At 61.9% G+C, this 20120-nt stretch carries 10 protein-coding genes; all 10 read right to left on the bottom strand.

The window, feature by feature from the left end; translation table 11 throughout:
- Window positions 1-122 precede the first annotated feature (122 nt).
- On the bottom strand, window positions 123-2459 hold the full coding sequence (locus tag JF616_10335; protein MBW8888141.1) for a 3-hydroxyacyl-CoA dehydrogenase/enoyl-CoA hydratase family protein: 2337 nt from the start codon (window positions 2457-2459) through the stop codon (window positions 123-125).
- Between the two features lie 142 nt (window positions 2460-2601).
- Entirely contained in the window at window positions 2602-4452 is a 1851-nt protein-coding gene (locus JF616_10330) for a long-chain fatty acid--CoA ligase (protein MBW8888140.1), read from the bottom strand.
- Window positions 4453-4604: 152 nt separating this feature from the next.
- The gene (locus tag JF616_10325) at window positions 4605-6872 is read right to left on the bottom strand and encodes an AAA family ATPase (protein ID MBW8888139.1); all 2268 of its coding nucleotides are present in this window, start codon (window positions 6870-6872) and stop codon (window positions 4605-4607) included.
- Window positions 6869-7969, bottom strand: coding sequence for a metallophosphoesterase (locus JF616_10320; protein MBW8888138.1), 1101 nt, complete (start codon window positions 7967-7969; stop codon window positions 6869-6871). Before JF616_10320 ends, JF616_10325 begins: the two co-directional genes overlap by 4 nt.
- 41 nt (window positions 7970-8010) lie before the next feature.
- The gene (locus JF616_10315) at window positions 8011-9705 is read right to left on the bottom strand and encodes a glycosyltransferase family 9 protein (GenBank protein ID MBW8888137.1); all 1695 of its coding nucleotides are present in this window, start codon (window positions 9703-9705) and stop codon (window positions 8011-8013) included.
- 28 nt (window positions 9706-9733) lie between these two features.
- Window positions 9734-10879, bottom strand: coding sequence for a hypothetical protein (locus JF616_10310; protein ID MBW8888136.1), 1146 nt, complete (start codon window positions 10877-10879; stop codon window positions 9734-9736).
- Between the two features lie 182 nt (window positions 10880-11061).
- The gene (locus tag JF616_10305) at window positions 11062-11979 is read right to left on the bottom strand and encodes an RNA polymerase sigma factor RpoD/SigA (protein MBW8888135.1); all 918 of its coding nucleotides are present in this window, start codon (window positions 11977-11979) and stop codon (window positions 11062-11064) included.
- 304 nt (window positions 11980-12283) lie between these two features.
- A complete protein-coding gene (locus JF616_10300) occupies window positions 12284-14431 on the bottom strand; it encodes a response regulator (protein ID MBW8888134.1) in 2148 nt (715 codons plus the stop codon).
- On the bottom strand, window positions 14431-15273 hold the full coding sequence (locus JF616_10295) for a protein-glutamate O-methyltransferase CheR (protein ID MBW8888133.1): 843 nt from the start codon (window positions 15271-15273) through the stop codon (window positions 14431-14433). The genes JF616_10300 and JF616_10295 overlap by 1 nt, the downstream gene beginning before the upstream one ends.
- Window positions 15273-20120: HAMP domain-containing protein (locus tag JF616_10290; protein MBW8888132.1), on the bottom strand; the 4848-nt coding region annotated here is incomplete at its 5' end. The genes JF616_10295 and JF616_10290, both read right to left, overlap by 1 nt.

Raw genomic sequence — 20120 nt, 5'->3', positions numbered from 1 at the left:
GTAAGTGTAAAGGGTTAAGGGTTAAGGGTGCAGGCGGCGCTGCGCGCCGGTAGGTCGATCCATTCCGGTCTCCGCCCTTGACCCTTGACCCTTAACCCTTTACCCTTCTTTGCCTTCTATCACTAGTTCCTCAACGGCTTGCCCTTCTTGAGCATGAACTCGATCCGCTCCTGGGACTTCTTCGTCCCCACCAGCTTCAGGAAACCTTCCCGCTCCAATTCCAGCAGGTAATCCTCGTCCACCATGGTTCCCGCGGTAACCTTGCCGCCGGCCAGGATATGGCCGACCTCGCGGGCGATATAGGCGTCGTGCTCGGAAGCGTAGCCCGCTTCGCGCAGCATGAAGATACCGGTCTCGAAGGCGGCGATGGCCTCGGTTCCCAACACCTCGATCTTCAGGGCGGGCGCGGGCGGGCGATAGCCGGCGCGGGCCATGGCCATGGCTTCGGCCTTGGCCTGATCCAGGCGCGTCGATTCGTTCGCGGCGATGACGGCGCGCTTGTCGAGGTATCCCAATTCGAAAGCTTCCTTGGCGCTGGTCGAGACCTTGGCGGTTGCGATGAGCTCGAAGACCTTGGCGAGGGCGGGCAAGGTCAAGGGGCCGCGCCCGCTTTGGTAGGTGCGCAATGCCAATTCCTTGGTCCCGCCGCCGGCGGGCAGAAGCCCCACGCCCACTTCCACTAGGCCCAGATAGGTTTCGGGCGAAAGCACGGGGCGATTGCTATGCAAAACGAATTCGCAGCCGCCGCCCAAAGCCATGTTATGCGGCGAAACGATGACCGGCACGCCGGAATACTTGATGGCCATGCTGGCCTTCTGGAAGATGCGGATGGCCTGATCGACGTTGTCGAATTCGCCGTTGGCGGCGTCCATCAGCACCATGGCGATGTTGGCGCCGGCGCAGAAGTTGGCGCCCTGGTTGCCGATCACGAGGCCGTCCCAGCCGTCGTTGGCCTTATCCACCGACTTCATGATCATGTCGAGGGAGATGGGGCCCATGGAATTCATCTTGGAATGGAATTCGAGCAAGAGGATCTTGTCGCCCATGTCCCACAGGGTGGCATCGGTGGTGGCGATGACCGGCTTATGGCTGGCGCGATGTCGCGCGAGGTTGAAGCCGCGGGACTTCATCTCATGCCGGCCACCGGCCGATCCCGTCCTGGGCAAGTCCCGGATCAGGACCCGGCCGCCTTCGACCTGATAGGTGCGGGCATCGCCGCCTACGGATTGGAAAAGCCAGGCGGGGGCCTCGATCTTGAACTTGGCGCAGGCCGCCTGGAAGGCTTCCGGGCCGATGGCGTCGATGATCTTGAAGGGTCCGGTTTCCCAGCCGAAGCCCAGTTCCATGGCTTCGTCGACGTAGGACAGTTCTTCCGTGATGCCGGGCGCGACGGTGGCGGCATAGGCCAAGGTTGAAGACAGGATGCGTTGGGCGGCCTCGGCGCCGCGGCCCTGGGCGGCGAACAACTTGCGGAACTTCTTCTCCGCGTTCTCTTCCTTGGAGATGTCCTTCAGCTCTTCGAAGCGGGCCTTGGCTTCGGGGCGGTACTCGCCGGTCTTGAGGTCGACGACCTCCATGTCCTCTTTCGATTTGCCCTTGCGATAGAAACCCGCGTTGGATTTCCGCCCGAAGAATTTCTTGTCGATGAGGCCCTGGATCACGGGATCGATGGAGAAGTCTTCCTTCGGGAAGGCCTGCTTGAGGCCGTTGATGATATGGCCGAGGGTATCGATGCCCACCAGGTCCACAAGCTTGAAGGTGCCGGTCTTGGGCCGGCCTAGTAGTGGCCCGGTCAAGGCGTCCACTTCTTCCACGGACAGGCCCATCTCCTTGGCGATTTTCACGGTCGCCACCATGGCTTGCACCCCGATGCGATTGGCGATGAAGGTCGGCGAATCCAAGGCGGGAACGGGCACCTTGTTGAGCACGGCATTGAGGACATGCTCGATGCGGTCGGCGGTGGTCTGCGAGGTCTTGGGTCCGCGGATGACTTCCACTAGCCGCAGGTAGCGCGGCGGATTGAAGAAATGCGTGCCGATGAAACGCTGTTGCACCGATTCCGGCAGGCCTTCGCCTAATACCTTGAGCGGTATGCCCGAAGTGTTGGTGGCCAGGATGGTATCCGGCCCCATCAGCGGGGCCAGCTTCTGGAACAACTCCTGCTTGGGCTTGGGCTGTTCGATAATGGCTTCGATGATCCAATCCGTCTTGCCCGCTTCGGCCAGATGATCGGCGGTATTGCCGGTGCTGATCAAATCCAGGGCTTCGGTGGAATAAAGCGGCGAGGGCTTCACCTTCTTCAACCCATCTCGACCCTTGTTGGCCACCGCGTTGCGGTCCTTCCCTTCGGTGGGGATGTCGAGGAGCAGGACGGGGATGCCGCATCCGGCCAGGTGGGCGGCGATCTGGGATCCCATGATGCCGGAGCCGATGACGGTGGCGCTGCGGATGGGTTGCATAGAGGCTCCTCCGGGGAAGGGGAAGGATTCTGGCGGCGCCGCGTTTCGGCGTCCGCGACCGCCGGCCCGGATCGGGCGGCGATACCTCTAATATTGTACTTAGGGGCGGTGCATGGAATCAATTTCCGCGCGGAAATTGTTCTTACGACCGGTACATCGAATCGATTTCCGCCCGGCATTTTTCCATGACAACATGGCGGCGGATTTTCATGGTCGGGGTAAGTTCTCCGGTATCGATGGAAATGGGCGTCTTGATGATCCGGAACTTCTGGATCTGCTCCCAATGGTTCAACTTGGCGTTCACCTCGTCCACGGTCTTTTGCACGTAGGCCTTGGCCTCGGCGCTGTCGAGGAAGGCGCCGTTCTCGGCCGTCTCGGCTCCCAGCTCCTGTTTCACGACCTTCAGGTTTTCGAAATCAGGGAAGATGAGGCATGTCGTGAAGGGTTTCCCTTCCGCCACCACCATCACCATATCCGCCAGCTTACTGGACGCGATGGCGGCCTCGATGGGGACGGGAGCCACGTATTTGCCGTTCGCCGTCTTGAAGAGTTCCTTCTTGCGGCCGGTGATCTTGATGAAGTTCTCGTTATCGACGTGCCCGAGGTCCCCGGTATGCAGCCAACCCATCTTGTCTATGACTTCGGCGGTCTCTACCGGCTTGTTGTGGTAGCCCTTCATGATATTCGGGCCGCGGGCCATGATTTCGCCATCATCGGCGATTTTCACTTCCACGCCGGGGAAAGCCAGGCCCACGGTGCCCAGCTTGCGATGGCCGGGATAATTGCAGGCGATCACGGGGGAGGCCTCGGTCAATCCGTAGCCTTCGTAAATCGGGATGCCGATGTTCAACAGGAAAGCGGCCAGGGCCGGATCCAGCGGGGCGCTACCGGAAATCGCCAAGCGCAATCGGCCGCCCAGGCCCTCGCGCATCTTCTTATAAACCAACGCGTCGTACAGCTTGTCCTTCCAGTTATCCTTGCTGCCCGGCTCCTTCTTATGCGCCCTTTCCCAGGCTTTCATCCCCAGGGTTTTCTTGAAACCCTTCGCCAATTCCAGGTTGGCCTGGAAACGCGCATGCACCTTCTCCAACAAACGCGGCACCATGGTGATGACGGTAGGGTGCAGTTCGCGCAGGTTATCCCCGACCTTTTTGATTTCTTCCGCGAAGTAGAGGGGGCAACCTGAGTACAGGTAGTAGTACGCCACCAGGCGTTCGAAGACGTGGGCCAAGGGGAGGCAAGAGAGGATGACGTCGGTCTTGGGATCGAGAGGGAAACGCTTGACCGCGCCCATGACCTGGGTGACCAGGTTGCGATGGGTCAGGGTGACGCCCTTGGGCATTCCCGTGCTTCCAGAGGTGTAGATGAGGGTGGCGGTATCCTGCTCGTTGATGCCTTCGGATAGGCGGAGGTACTCGCCGGGGTGGGCGGCGATGCGCTTGGAGCCTAGGTCCAGCAGGGCTTGGAAGGCGACCACCTTGGCGTCCCCGGCGGAAGCCGCTTGCGGCGCCATGGCGAGGATCTTTTCCAGGCGGCCGAAGAAGGGTTTCATGGCCTCGTACTGTTCCAGGGAGCCGACGAAGAGGAACCGCATCCCGGAATCCTGGATTTCGAAGTTGAGATTCTCATGGGAGATGTTGGCGAACATCGGCACCGAAATGGCTCCGGCCCCCAGGATTGCGAGATCCATCATCATCCAGAAAGGGGAAGGATCGGCCACGATGCCGACCTTGTCGCCGGGCTTGAGGCCGAGTTCCACCAGCCCGGAGGAAAGCCGACGCACGGTTTCGCCCATCTCCTGGGTCGATATGCCGACCCATGCGCCATCCTTCTTGTAACCCAGCGTGGCCGGGTTCCGGAACTTGGCTTCCACGTATTTGAGCAGGCCCGGCAAGGTCCGGAAGGAATCGGTCATCGGATAGCTCCCAGCGAATGAGGAGGAAGAGGCGAGAGTCGCGGCGGCGGCATTCAATGTCCCGGTTTCGACGGCCATGGGGAGTCCTCCTATAATAACATTTGCGGATGCCCGATGGATACGGGAAACGCCGCGAGTTGCAGACGAAATAGACGCGCTTCCGGTACGATCCTTCCGGTTACGACGCGCCACGAGGCCGGATCGGTTACCTGGGGAAGGTCAACTTGGCCTTAATCGGGAGTTTCCCTACCCGACGCCTGCAACTCGATGATGCGGACATCGGCGAAAAGGGATCCCATCTTGTCCCGCAGGCGCGCCTCCTTGGTCAGGAGGATGAATTGCCAGCCATGCCGTAGATGGAACTCGCGCAACATTTCCAGCGCGCGCGTCTCGCGGGCCTCGTCCATGGCCAGGAACGGCTCGTCGAGCACGAACAGGCCGGGACCCTCGCGATGCTTGCGGGCCATGGCCAACTTGGCGGCCAGCACCAGCGCATGTTGGGTCCCGGTGGAGAGGTTGGGCAGGGCGCGCGCCGTGCCGGCGGCATCCCCGGCCCGGATGCGATCTTCTTCCAGACCGGCCAAGGCCACCGCGCGTTCGCCGGGCAGGATGCGCGCCAACATGTTGCCGATCTCGCCGGACAAGCCGGCCAGGAGCATATCCGCCCCCGTTCCGATCTCTTGGAAAATGGACAGGGCTAAGGCGGCCGCGCGTTTATCCAACTCGAGCCGACGTACCATTTCTTCGGCGGCGGCCAGGCCATCCTCCGCGGCCACCATTTCCCCCGCCAATTTGCCGATGGCCCCGCGGATTTCCCCCGCCGCGCCGGACCGGCGATCGATCATGTCCTTTTCCCGGCGGGCGACCTCTTCCCTTTCGCGTTGCAGCTCGGCCTTGCGGTTCCGCAACCGTTGCAGCGCGGCATCGTCCCGGCCTGCGGCAGGCACCCCGTCCCGATCCAAATCCCGCAGCTTGCGCTGAACCTCGGCCCGCCAAGCTTCCAGGGAGCCGCCCGCGGCCAATACATCCAGTTCGGCCCGGCGCTTGCCGATCTCCCCGCGCAGCTGCGCCACCCGCGCCGTTTTACGATCGTATTCCGCGAAAGTCTCGCAACCTCGGGAATGCAGCCACGCCCGTTCGGCCCTGCGCGCGGACTCTTCCGCGTCTTTTCCGCGGCCCCATTCGGCTTCGGCGCGCTCTAAATCGGTCTGGCGCGTTTCGCAGCGGGCCGCGGCCTCGCGGGAGCGCGCCTCGGCGGCATCCTTCTCGCGCGCCTTCTCGTCCATCGCTTTGGTGAAACCTTCCAAAGAGGACAGGCCGGCCACGCCCTCGGACGGGTTTCCCGCGGCCATCCATTCGTCCTTCCAAGCCGCCAAGGACGACTCGCGCCGGCGCGCGGCCGCGCGTTGCCCCATCCGCAAGGAAGCGAAGAGCGAAACCGCGGCCCCGACCAGACCCGCGAGTATGGCGCCCAGGGCCAGGAGCCCGCGGGCGGCGATGCCTCCGGCCAGGGCGCCCGCGATCCATGCGGAAGATGTGATCATCCCGCCCCGACCCAATCCCCCGCCCCCGGCGGCAAGCAAGGCGCGGGAGGCGTCGGACAGACGGCGGGCCAGGGCCGCGCGCGAGACGGCGGCGTCGACGGCCTCCCGGGCCATGCGCGCTTCGGCGCGGGATTCGGCCAAAAGCTCGGCGCATTGATCGCGTTTCCCCCGGCCTGAGGAGACGGCTTCGGCCAGGGTACGCGTGGCGGCGGCCAGGTTTTCGAACTCGGCGCGGCGATCTTCGGCGAAAGATTCCAGCGAACGCGCTTCCGCCTCCAGGTCCGACCATTCTTCCCAGCGAGCAAGGTGGGCCGCCAATTTCTGGCGCCGCGCGATGCGCTCCTCCGATTCCAGCTCGGCCTCCATGGTACGCGCCTCCTCGAGGGCCGCTTCCATACGCGCGCGCAGGCCGGTCAGGGATTCTTCCATGGCCGCTACTTCCCGTTCGCGCGCAAGGTGCCCTTCGCGTTCCCGGCGGAGCTTTTCCAGATCCGATCGGGTACGCGCCGCGGCCTCGCGGGCCTTCTCCAATTCCTTGTTGACGACGACCGCCCGCGAATCGGAACTCCGCTTCTGGAACTCGGCGATGAGAACGGCGGGATCGATCCCCCCATGGAAGAGCCGCGCCTTGAGCTTCTCGATCCAATCGGTTCCCTGATCCAGGCGCAGGTTGAGATCGCCCGCGCGGATGGCGTACAAACTCAGGAACTCTTCGTCGGTGATGGGAGATTCGTTAGCCATGACGGCGCTGACCTGGCGGGCGGCGCCATACCGCTCTTTCAGGATTTTCCCGGATTTCTTGGCTTCGCTGGGCCGGCATACGGCCTGGAACAAGCCGTCGAAGAAAGTGGTTTTACCCGCTTCGTTGGGCCCGAAGACCACGGTGACGGGCGCCAGGTCGAAGGTTTCCCGCCCGAACTTCCCGAAACCCTGGAAGATGAGCTTACGGATCATGTCGCCCGCTCCAAGCCGGCCTTCAGCGCGGCCAGGGCGAGATCGCGGGCGCGCAGCCAGTCCGCGCGACGTTCATCGCCGCCGGGAGCGCCGATCGCTGGGACCCGCTTCTCCCATGCCTCCAGAAAGCGCCGTACCAAGGGCTGGCCCGCGATGCCCGGCAATGCGACCACTTCGTCCCTCTCGATCTCGAATTTGCGTACGCGATCGGCGTAACGGGTCCGAAGCCGCTCCGCCAAGGCCGCCACGGCTTGCTCATCCTCCACGATGCCGGTGAAACTCAGAACGATGAAATCGGCCTTTCCCCATTCCTTCGCCAGGGCCTCGATATCGGCGGGTTCGCCTTCGAGCGATAAGGGCAAGGCGTATTGCCGGAATTGTCCCGCGGCCTTTAATGGCACGAAAGCGGGCCGTAGTGGGCCTTGCTCGGGCAGGTCGACGAGCCAGGCCCCGCGGGCGCCCGATTCATTCCGGCGCCATACCCGGCTGGAACCCGGATAGGCGAAGGTAACCGATCCCAAGCTTTGGCTTCGGGCCCCATGGATGTGCCCCAAGGCCGCGTAGTCGACGCCGAAGCGTTGGAAAAGATCCGGATCCAGGGCGGAGGCCCCGCCTTCATCGTCCGGTCCGCGGTAGGCGAGGCCTGCCACCAGGCCATGGGCCAGGGCTACCCGCCAACGGGTTTCCTTGCGGGGAATCGTCCAGCTTCCGTATCCGGAATACGATTCCTGATGGGGCACGGATAGGAATTCGATGGGAGCGCCGCCGTGCTCGCGACGGAACAAGGACCAAGGCGCGGTAGCGAGAAGATCGGCCGCGCCCAGGTCCAAGCGGCCCAAGTCTCCCCCGCCCTTGCGGATCTCCTCATGATTCCCAGGCAGATATAGGAATTCGAAAGGAGGCGTCCCCAGCAACCGCCTCACCTCGCCCTTAAGGCGCTCGGCGTCGGCGAAGGTGTCGAATAGATCGCCGCAGAACAGCAGGTAATCGACCCGTTCCGCGCGCGCGGTTTCGATCAATTCCGCGAAGACGGCGAGGCCGTAGGCTTTATCCTCCTCGCAAAGGTGCAAGTCGGCGGCGTGCAGGATGCGCGGCATGAAGTGGAAAAGTACAAACCGGCGGGCGGGCCCGAGGGAGCTTACCCCATGCCGCCAAGCGTAGCGCGGAATCGCGCGAGCCAATCCGCCAGCATGCGGTACTTTTCCTCCAGGATCCCGGCCAGGGAAGGATAGGCGACGTAGTCCATGTCCATCATTTCGAAATGGAGGAAGGACCCGCACAAGCCCGCGGACTTCGAAGCCGAGGCGAGCACGACGGCCAGATCGGCGAGCTCGCCGTGCAAAGACAAGATGCGTTCGTGCGCCGGCATCCCGGCGCTAAACTCGGCGCGCAATGCAACGGCCAGTTCCAGGCCGCGGCGCACGGGGATTTCCAAATCCGCCAGCGCCTTCGTTAAGGTTTCCCGCAGGCGCCGGAAAGGCTCTTCCCTGCTTAGCCGCAAGCGCAACTCGTCCAAAGCCGGATCGCCGCCGAGGCCCATCGCATCCTGCCAAAGCAAGCGGCCCAGCAAGGCTTCCTGGAAATGGGCGGAGGCGGCTTCGGTCCGGACGGGCAGATAAGCCAGGCTGCCATCCTTCAGGAACCGGCTTCGGTACAAGGAAAGATTGGGGGCGGCTGCGGGAGCCGCATCCGTAGGGGCCCCCGACAACAACCAACGCGCGGTTTCCAGTACGGCCCCGGCCGGCAGGAATTCGCGGCATTTTTGCACCGCGCAAACGTTGGAAGCGTCGCACGGCGCGCAGGCGATTTCAGTTTGCATAACGGTATGCCCGGCCCCATAGGGCGCGGTCTCCGCGTAGTAGGCCGTGGAGAAATACAGTCCCAGGGTGGCGGTTCCCGCCGCGGCGGCTACGTGTACGGAACCCGTATCATTGCTGATGAGCAGATCGCATACCGCGAGTACGGCATGCATCTGGGCCAGGGAGGTGGCCCCGGCCAGATTGGCTACGCCCTCGCCGCCGATGCGCTGCGCCAATTCAGCGCAACGATCCTTTTCGCGCGCGTCCCCCAGCAACACCAGTTGAACTCCCGGGTCGAGCCTCAGGCCCGCTCCCAAGGCCGCGAAATTCTCCAGCGACCAGGCGCGATGCAAAGAGCTGGCCCCGGCCTGCAAAGCAACCAAGGTTTGGCCAGGAACCAAGGTTTGCCCAGCGGCCAAAGGCTGCCCTGGGAGCAACGGTTTCCCGGAAACCAAAAGCCGACCGGGACGAATTCCAAACCCGGCCAACAGGGCCAGGGCCTCAATGCGGCGGCCTTCGGATACGGGCAAGGAAACGGTCTCCGGATGCGGGGCCAGGCCGGCAATTCCGGTTTGGATGTCCACCAAGTTGAAGAGGTTTTCGCGGCGATGCGTGACCATGGCATACAAGTACTTGGACCAAGGACCGAGCAAACGCAGTTCGCCTTCGAATGAGTGGATGCGCCCAAGCTTGCGCCGCGCCGCGATCCGGCGGCAGAGGACGGCGGTACCCAGATCGTTGGAGAGGTTGACCAGCAGATCGTATTCCGCGCTGAAAGCGGGTTCCGCCGCGAAGGAGCCGATGCCCGGGAATGCGTTCTCGACCGCGGGATCAGCCAGGGATCCGAGTTCATCGTAAGGCACGCAAACCAAGCGATCGCATAGTCCCGAATCGGCCAAAAGTCCCGCCGGACCCGCTTGGGCGACCAGGGTCAGGCGGGCCCCGGGATGGTTCCGGCGCAGGCTCCGCAGCATGGGAGCCGTTTGCGCGAGGTCGCCCAGCCGGGCGGTTTGTAGGATGAGGATGTCGCGCATGCCGGAAAAGGCCCCAAGGGGCGGCGCTTCAGTAATGGTAGCCCAGTAGCATATTCAGGTGCTGTCCGCCGTTATTGAGGGACTCGTTGTAGAAGCTTATCTTGGCCCAGGAGTACATCCAATCGATGCCGATGTTGAAATGCCGATCCAGCTCCCAATAGACGCCGCCGTTGACCCAGATGCCCGTGGCGTCGCCCGGCAGATGGGAATCGTAATTGTCGCTCTTGAGATCCCATTCCGTATACAGGTATCCCAGGCCCCCGCCGAAGAAGGGCCGGACGCTGTAGAGCTTGAAGTCGAATATCTTGCGCACCCCGGCGCAAATCTCGTAGGTGCGGATCGTCTGCTTCGCCAGGCCATGCCCGCTACCCGTCAGGTCTTGGTAGACCTCGGGCGAGAACGCGTAGTTGAAGTCGAGGGCGATATTGATGGGCCACTTGCGCCTACGGAAATCCGCCGCCACCCGGAAGCCGGTTTCGTCCGAGAATCCGGCCAGGGTTTCCCAACGGGATTCCACGAACTTGAGCCCGGCCCCCGCGTTGATGTTGCCGGTCAAGCCGTTATCGTCCGGGCGGGCCTCTTCTTTGACGGGGACGTACCCGGCTTCGATGCCGGCCTTGATCCCGCCCTTCACTTCGTCGTAGCCGCCCCTTATCCCCTCGGTGATCGGAGTCACGATTGGCGATAAATAATTGTCCCTGACCACGACGGTGTCCTTGCGGACCACGGTATCGCGTTTAGGGGGATCGCCCGCGGCCACCGCCTTGTTGAGCCGGGTATCGTTTATGCCCCGGTAATTGCGGCGCACCACGAATTCCTGCCGCACCTTGTCGAAGACCGCCTGGACCTCCTCGCCCACGTACAAATCGACCAGGTCCTGCCCGGGATCGAGTTGCAGCATGCGGTAGAGCCAGTACTTGCCCTTCTCGCGGGAATCGGGGTTGGCCGCGTAGATCACCCCGAGATACTTCGCGATCACCACGCTGTCGGCCGCGCGGTAATGCTCATGTCGGCCGCGGTAATCTTCCAGGATTTGCACCACGGTTTCGAAATTGCCGTCCCCGTATTCGGCATGCACGCGCTTTTGATCGACCGTGTCCGCCTCCGAGGCCAGGGCATGTTGGAAGCAGGACGCGATTATCGCGCAAATGGTGAAAAGCGGGGAAAGGCGCATTCTTGATGATTATGCCCCCATGCCTTCCTCTTTTTCAAGACCTCAAACCCCGGTAGCCCGCCACGACGGATTCCGCCCTCGGGTTTACCCCATGGTTGATGGCCAAAAAAAACGCTACCGTAACATCGAAGTTACGGTAGCGTCGACGGGGCGGTATCGGGACCGGGCCGCGGCCGTCGCCTTCAGGCGACGTCCATGAGCTGTTGGATGCGGCTGGGATGACGCAGCCGATGGAGCGCGTTCTCCTTGATCTGGCGGATGCGCTCCGGGCTGACGTCCAGCCGCTGGCTGATTTCCTCCAGCGTTAAGGCATGTTCCTGGCCCAGTCCGAAGTACAAACGCAACACCAGGGCTTCCAGTTCCTTGAGCCCGTTAACCACCTCGAGCACGCCGCGCTGGCGGCGGGCGGCGTCGATCCTCTGGTCCGGGCTTTCCGCGCTTTGATCCGCGATCATGTCTTCGATGGGGATGTCTTCCATTCCGGCGCCGGGTTCGCTCAACGACAGCGAGCTCCGGCCCGCTTGCAAAAGATCCAGCACCTCTTTCTCGTTGATACGCAGGGCTTCGGCGAGTTCGCTGGGCAGCGGTTCGCGACCCTGCTTCTGTTCCAGGATCTTGCGCACATGGCTCAGCTTACGCAACAAGGCCGCTTTCCCTACCGGCAGGCTGATGTTCCGGGATTGTTCCGCGAGCGCTTGCAATATGCGCTGGCGCACCCACCACACGGCGTAGCTGATGAAGCGGCAAGTGCGGGTATCGTCGAAGCTTTGCGCCGCGCGGATAAGGCCGAGATTCCCTTCGCTGATCAAATCGATGAGCGGCAGGCCCTGATGCTGGTATTTGCGGCATACCGAAACCACGAAACGGAGGTTCGCGGTGATGAGATCCTTGAAGGCGCGCTTGTCGCCCTTGCGCATACGGGCCAAGAGCTCGCGCTCCTCCCCCAGCGAGAGTAATCGGTTCTTCCCGATCTCGCGCAAATACGCGCCCAGCCCGTCCTCATCCTGCATGAAGCGGACCCGGGGCTCGATCCTAGGGGAAGAAGCGGATACCCCGGCGACGCGGCGGGATTCTTGGCGTTCCTTAGAAGCCTTGGGCACATCCATGGACGAAACTCCTTGGTGGTGGGATCCGTTCTATTATCCCATGTCCGGTCGGCGATTCAACCAATTTATCAAGAAGGCAATGCCCACGCCCAATCGCGTCAGATTGCCAACCCGCTTCCCTTCCCGGAAATGGGGGAAACGTCAGGAATCGTCGGATTTTTTTCCTTGCGTTCCCTATTGAGGAAATTTAGTCACGCGGAGCGAATGCCACCACCCGTGGATGGGTTCTTGGAAACGGTACTTGGGTCCTCCGGAAAAAACTATTCCTTCAGGAAAAACCGCCCCGCCCGAAGTTTTTTCAATCGGCCAAGGCCCGAGTGGAATCCAGAACCGACCGTACCCGTTGGGCCAGCATGCCCGGGGAAAAGGGTTTCTGCAGGAAGTCTACTCCGCCGAGGCTTTCCCATCCATCGGGCCGCACGTCCTCGGCGTACCCGGACATGAAAAGGATCTTCATCGCGGGGCGGCGTTCCGAGAGCCTGGCCGCCAATTCGCGGCCGCCCATGTTGGCCATCATCACGTCCGTCAGGAGGAGGTGGATGGGCTCGGTAAGGGTCCCGGTGATATCCAGGGCGTGCTTGCCGTCCTCCGCTTCGATCACCCGGTATCCCACTTGGGTCAGGACGTTCAGGAGGAACTTGCGGACGGTGGCTTCATCCTCCACCAGCAGGATGGTTTCGGATCCGGATTCGACGATGCTTCCGTCATGGGCCTCGGGAGTCCAGGCGGCTCCGCCGGGCGCCAAGGGAAGGTAAATGCGGAAGGTGGTGCCCGCACCCGGAGCGCTCGTAACCGTGATGTTACCCCCGCTTTGCTTGACGAAGCCGTACACCATGGAGAGGCCCAGGCCGGTCCCCCGCCCCACTTCCTTGGTCGTGAAGAAGGGTTCGAAAATGCGGCTGCGCGTATCGTCGTCCATGCCGATGCCGGTATCGGCCACGCTGAGGACCACGTACTGGCCGGGTACGACGGATAACTCCTTGTCGATGGGATGCAGGGCGTCCGAATCCTGGGCCAAGGTTTCCATGCCGGTGGAAACGGTGATGCGGCCCCCGTCCGGCATGGCATCCTTGGCGTTGACCACCAGGTTCATGATCAATTGCTCTAGCTGGCCGGGATCGGCCTTGACCAAACCCAAATCCGTGTCCGGAGCCGAAACCAGGTCGATATTGTCCCCGATCAGGCGGCGCAGCATGTTGGTCATGTTGTCCACCACGCTGTTCAAATTGAGCAGCTTGGGCACGAGCACCTGCTTGCGGCTGTAGGCCAGCAATTGGTGGGTCAGCTCGGCGGCGCGTTCCCCCGATCGGCGCACTTCCTGCAGGTAGGATTTGTTGGAATCGGAATCCTCCAAGCTGGCAAGCACCATGTCGGTGTAGCCGTTGATGGCCGTGAGGAGGTTATTGAAATCATGGGCCACGCCGCCGGCCAGGCGCCCGATGGATTCGAGCTTCTGGGCCTGCCGCAGCTTTTCCTCGCTGTCGCGCAGCGCTGCTTCGGCATCGATCCGCATGCTTACGTCGCGCACGCTGGCCAGGTAGGCGGTTCCGCCTTCCCATTGGGTTTCCGCCAAGGACACTTCGATATGGATCGGCTTCCCGTCCGCGCCGGTGTGCTCCAATTCGCGGATGGAGCCGGCTTCGAGTTGGAAAGGGAACGGCTTCCCGATCACGCCACCGGAAGCTTCTCCTCCCCGTTCGCCCAGCAGGCGGGCGAAAGCGGGATTGGCGAAGCGGATGCTTCCCGCGGCATCCACCACGGCGATCCCTTCTTGGTTCTTTTCCACGATATTACGGAAGCTTTCGCGGCTGGATTGCAATTCCCGCGTGCGGTGCTCGAGCTGTTTGTTCACGACCTCGAGGTCGAGGGTATAAGTGCGCAAGGCGCGGGTCTGCTGCCTCACCTTGCGGTTGATGCGGAACAACTCCACGAATACGGCCACCTTGGCCTTCAGGATTTCGGGAACGACCGGCGCATAGATGTAATCCACGGCGCCCAGGGAGTAGCCCTTGGAGAGGTTGTTGTCCGCGAGGTTGGCGGTAATGAAGATGATGGGGGTATGCTCCGAACGCTTCCGCTGGCGGATTAGGGCGGCCGTCTCGAAACCGTCCAGGCCGGGCATCATCACGTCGAGGAGGATGACGGCGAAATCCTCGCGCAGAAGATTACGCAAGGCGTCGAATCCGGAAGTGGCCGTCACCAGGGACAGGTTCTCGTTCTCCAGGATGGCATGCAGCGCGGTCAATTTATGCGGCAGATCGTCCACCAGGAGGACTTTGACTTTTTCCTCCTGGGCCGCCGGCAGGGCCATGGAATGCCCGTTGGCGGGATAGGTCGGTTCCCCGTACATTACGGCACCCTGGCCATGCGCGGATTCTTCATGCGGCCCTGACGCATCGAAAGAAGGACCATCCGATGCGCCGTTGCCCAGTTTGCCCTCCGCCATTATGCGACCTTCCGATAGAGTCGATGCTTCGCGTCGATTTCGTTGAAGCAGCCTTGATAGCCGCCCGCAGGCAAGGTTTCCTTGGGGCCCAGCCCCAGGTACCCGAACATGCCCAGGCTCCCGTGCAAAAGGCCTAGTACCCGCTCCTGCAGGCGATCGTTGAAATAGCCCAGCACGTTGCGGCAAAAGATGACCTGAAACTCGTTGAACGAGCCGTCCGAAACAAGGTTATGCTGGCCGAAAACGATGTTCTTCCGGAGCGAGGCGTTGATGATGGCGCTGTTGTACTTGGCCGTGTAGTAGTCGGAAAAGGAGTTCTTCCCGCCCGCCTGGACGTAATTCTGGGCGTACTTACGCATGGACTGTATCGAAAAAATCCCGTCGCGGGCTTTTCGCAAGGAACTTTCGTCCATATCGGTGGCGTAGATGCGGCAACGATCGTAGAGGCCTTCTTCGGCGAGCAGGATGGCCATGGAATAAGCCTCCTGCCCGCTCCCGCAGCCGGCATGCCAGATGCGTATGAACGGGTAAGTCCGCAGGACGGGTACGATGTCCCGGCGGATGGCCGCGTACAGCTCCGGTTCCTTGAACATGGCCGCGCCGGTCGAGGATAACGCGAGCAGGAACCTTTGCATGATCTCCGGGATGGACAGGATGCGATCGCCGAAGGCGGCCAGATCCGGGATACCCTCCTGCTTCATGAAGAAGCGCACCCGTCCTTCCAGTACCGGCCGGGAGTAATCGCGGAAATCGTATCCGTATCGATCCAGGATTCCCTCGAGGATGGGGTTCAGCTCCTCGCCGACCCGCCCCTCTTTAAGCGCGGATTTTCGGGCGGGCATCAGCGGTACACCCATACGCGCAGGAGGGACAAGAGCTGATCGGTATCCACCGGCTTGGAGATGTAATCGCTGGCTCCCGCTTCGATGCACTTCTCGCGATCCCCCTTCATGGCTTTCGCCGTGAGGGCCACGATGGGCAAGGCCTGGTACTGCGGCATGCGGCGGATGGCGCGCATGGTATCGTACCCGTCCATCTCGGGCATCATGATGTCCATCAGCACCGCGTCGATATGCAACCCCTTCTCCAGGATCTGGATGGCATCCTTGCCGTTCTCCGCGGTGATGACCTCCATGCCGTGCCGTTCCAACAGGCTGGTCATGGCGAAGATGTTCCGGATATCGTCGTCTACCACCAATACCTTTTTCCCGTGGAGCAGGGCGTCGGATTGGTGCAACTGCTCCAGCATCTTGCGTTTATGCTCCGGCAGGCGCTTCTGTACGCGATGCAGGAAGAGCGCGGTCTCATCGAGCAACCGCTCGGGTGAACGCACGTCCTTAATGATGATGGATTGCGCCACCTCGCGTAGTTGCGATTCCTGCTTGGTGGTCAGGTCCTTGCCGGTGTAGACCACGATGGGTACTTCCCGCAACGCCGGATCCTTCTTGATCTCCTCGATCATGGCGAACCCGTCCATGTCCGGCAGACCCAGATCCATAACCATGCAATCGATATGTTTGGATCGCATGATGGCCAGGGCCTCGGCGCCGGTGCCTACGGCGTCGACTTCCACGTCCGGATCGGCCACGAGCTCCAGGATGGCGGTCCTTTGATCGGCATTATCCTCGACGACCAGCAGGTTACGCACGCCCTTGGCGATGAATGCCTGGATGTCCGCGAAGGCTTCATCCAAGGTTTCCTTGGTGGCCGGCTTATTGAGGAACGACAAGGCGCCGGCCCGCAAGCCGCGATCGCGCTCTTCGTCGACGGAGATGATATGCACCGGGATGTGGCGGGTGGCCGAATCCTCCTTGAGACGGGCCAGCACGCTCCAGCCGTCCATATCCGGCAGATGCAGATCCAAGGTGATGGCGTCCGGCTGGTATTCGCGGGCGAGGGACATCACCGAATTCCCCCACGGCACGACGATACCTTTGAAGCCCTTCTCGCGAGCGACGCCCAGCAGCAGGTAGGAGAAATTCGCGTCGTCTTCCACGATCATCACCACCTGGTCGCCGGTTTTGATGGACTCGCGATCATCGGTAACCGGTTGGGGCTTCGGTACGGTCCGGACTTCGCTGAAGGCCTGCCAATCGCGTTGGGCCATTTCGGCCGGGGCGGCCTCGCGGGGCATGTCGCGGCGGGCCTCGGCGGGGGACGGCAGCAACGGCTGCCCGGCGTCGGATATCTTGCCCAAGGTGTGCGGCTTGTAATCGAGCGGTAGGTAGAGAGTGAATGTGGAACCTTCGCCCAAGGCCGACCTGAGCTTGATCTCGCCGCCCAGGAGCCGGGCGATTTCGCGCGAGATGGATAATCCCAGGCCCGTGCCGCCGTATTTGCGGCTGGTGGTGCCATCGGCCTGCTGGAAAGCCTCGAAGATGAGTTGCTGCTTGTCGGGATGGATCCCGATCCCCGTATCGGTGACGGAGAAGGCGACCACGTTGCGGGCCCGGTTGAGTATCATCTGATCCGGGCTCCAGCCGGCGCGCGCCACGTTTATCCGGAGGTCCACGTGCCCGCGCTCGGTGAACTTGAAGGCGTTGGAGAGAAGGTTCTTGATCACCTGCTGCAAGCGCTTCACGTCGGTGTTCATGTAGCTGGGCAAATCCTCGTCCACGGACACGTGGAAGTCGAGGTTCTTGTTATCCGCCATATGCCGGAAGGTACGTTCCACGTACTGGCGCATTTCGGTGAAGGAAAGATCGGAAGGATCCACCGTGACCGTCCCCGACTCGATCTTGGAAAGGTCGAGGATGTCGTTGATCAGCGTGAGCAAATCCGATCCCGCCGAATAGATGGTCTGGGCGAACTGTATCTGCTTGACCTGGAGATTGCCCTCCACGTTATCGGCCAATTGCTGCGCCAGGATCAGCAAGGAATTGAGGGGCGTGCGTAACTCATGGGACATGTTGGCCAGAAACTCGGACTTGTACTTGGAGGTCAGCGCCAGCTGAGATGCCTTTTCTTCCAAGGCTTGCTTGGCCTGTTCCACCTCGCGGTTCTTGCGCTCCACCTCGGCGTTCTGTTCCACCAGCAGCTTGGCTTTTTCTTCCAGCTCCTCATTGGTCTGCTGCAGCTCTTCCTGTTGCGATTGCAGCTCTTGGGCCAGCGACTGGGATTGCTTCAGCAAATCCTCGGTACGCATGTTGGCCTCGATGGTGTTGAGCACTATGCCGATGGATTCGGTCAGTTGCTCCAGGAAGGTCTGATGGGTGGCGTTGAAGCGTTCGAAGGAAGCCAGCTCGATGACCGCCTTCACCTGGCCCTCGAAAATCACGGGAAGCACGATGATGGAAAGGGGCGGAGCCTCCCCCAACCCGCTGTTGATCATGATATAGTCCGAAGGCACGTTGGTAAGCAGGATGCGCTCTTTCTCCAGGGCGCATTGCCCCACCAGCCCCTCGCCCATCTTGAACCCGGTCGCCACCAGGCGCCGTTCCTTGTACGCGTATGAAGCCATCAGCTTCAGGACGGCTTCGTCCTCCTGTTGCTGTACCAGGTAGAACACGCCGTGCTGGGCCGCCACCACCGGCGCCAATTCGGCCAGGATGCGCTTTGTCACCGTGAGCAGGTCCTTCTGGCCTTGCAACATCTGGGTGAACTTCGCGAGGTTGGTCTTAAGCCAGTCCTGCTCCGCGTTCTTCAAGGTTGTCTCGCGGAGGTTCACGATCATTTGGTTGATGGTGTCCTTCAGGGCTTCCACCTCGCCCTGGGCGTCCACCTGGATGGAACGGGTCAAATCGCCCTTGGTCACTGCCGTCGCCACCTCGGCGATGGCGCGCACCTGGGTCGTCAGGTTAGCCGCCAACTGGTTCACGTTATCCGTCAGGCCCTTCCAGGTACCGGCGGCGCCGGGCACGAGCGCTTGGCCGCCCAGCTTGCCTTCCACGCCCACTTCGCGGGCCACCGTAGTCACCTGGTCCGCGAAGGTCGCCAGGGTATCGATCATGCCGTTGATGGTATCGGCCAAGGCCGCGATTTCGCCCTTGGCTTCGAAAGCCAGCTTCTGCTTCAAATCGCCATTGGCCACCGAGGTCACTACTTTAGCGATGCCTCGCACCTGGTTGGTCAGGTTACCGGCCATGAAGTTCACGTTATCGGTCAGATCCTTCCAGGTGCCCCCCACGCCGCGCACCTGGGCCTGGCCGCCCAGCTTGCCTTCCGTGCCCACCTCTCGCGCCACGCGCGACACTTCCGACGCGAAAGAGGACAACTGGTCCACCATGGTATTGATGGTGTTCTTCAGCTCCAGGATTTCGCCTTTCACGTCCACTGTGATCTTCTTGGACAAATCGCCGTTGGCCACCGCCGTGGTCACCTGGGCGATGTTACGCACCTGGCCCGTCAGGTTGGAGGCCATGAAGTTCACGTTATCCGTCAAATCCTTCCAAACGCCCGCCACGCCCTGTACGTAGGCTTGGCCCCCCAACTTGCCTTCCGTACCCACTTCGCGCGCCACGCGCGTCACTTCCGAAGCGAAGGCGCGCAACTGATCCACCATGGTATTGATGGTGTCCTTCAATTGCAGGAACTCACCGCGCACGTCCACGGTGATCTTCTTGGACAAATCGCCGTTGGCCACCGAGATGGTCACCTCGGCGATGTTACGCACCTGGCCCGTCAGGTTCGAGGCCATCGAGTTCACGTTATCCGTCAAATCCTTCCACGTGCCCGACACGCCCTTCACCTGGGCCTGGCCGCCGAGCTTTCCGTCCGAACCCACCTCGCGCGCCACGCGCGACACTTCCGACGCGAAGGAGTTCAACTGATCCACCATGGTATTGATGGTGTTCTTCAGCTCCAGGATCTCGCCCTTCACGTCCACCGTGATCTTCTTGGACAAATCGCCATTGGCCACCGCCGTCGTCACCTGGGCGATATTACGCACCTGGCCGGTAAGGTTCGAGGCCATGAAGTTCACCGAGTCGGTCAAATCCTTCCAGGTGCCGCCCACGTCGCGCACTTCGGCTTGGCCGCCCAGCTTGCCTTCCGTACCCACCTCGCGCGCCACACGCGTCACTTCCGACGCGAAGGAGTTCAGCTGATCCACCATGGTATTGATGGTGCGTTTCAACTCCAGGATCTCGCCCTTCACGTCCACCGTGATCTTCTTGGACAAATCCCCGTTGGCCACGGCGGTGGTCACTTCGGCGATGTTACGCACCTGCGAGGTCAAGTTGGACGCCATGAAATTCACCGAGTCGGTCAAATCCTTCCAGGTGCCGCCCACGCCCTTCACTTCCGCCTGGCCGCCCAGACGGCCTTCCGAGCCTACTTCGCGGGCCACGCGCGTCACTTCCGACGCGAAGGAGTTCAGCTGATCCACCATGATATTGATGGTGTTCTTGAGCTCGAGGATTTCCCCCTTGGCTTCGGCCGTGATCTTCTTCGACAAATTCCCGTTCGCGATGGCGGTCGCCACTTCGGCGATGTTACGCACCTGCCCGGTCAGGTTACCGGCCATGAAGTTCACGGAATCCGTCAAATCCTTCCAAGTGCCGGCGACGCCGCGCACTTCGGCCTGGCCGCCCAGCTTGCCTTCCGTACCCACCTCGCGCGCCACGCGCGTCACTTCCGACGCGAAGGAGTTCAGCTGATCCACCATGATGTTGATGGTGTTCTTCAGCTCAAGGATTTCGCCCTTCACGTCCACCGTGATCTTCTTGGACAAATCCCCGTTGGCCACGGC

Source organism: Fibrobacterota bacterium (assembly GCA_019509785.1).
Classification (GTDB): domain Bacteria; phylum Fibrobacterota; class Fibrobacteria; order UBA11236; family UBA11236; genus Chersky-265.
The sequence above is the reverse complement of the archived record's forward strand: the minus strand, read 5'-3'. Positions and strand labels throughout refer to the sequence as shown.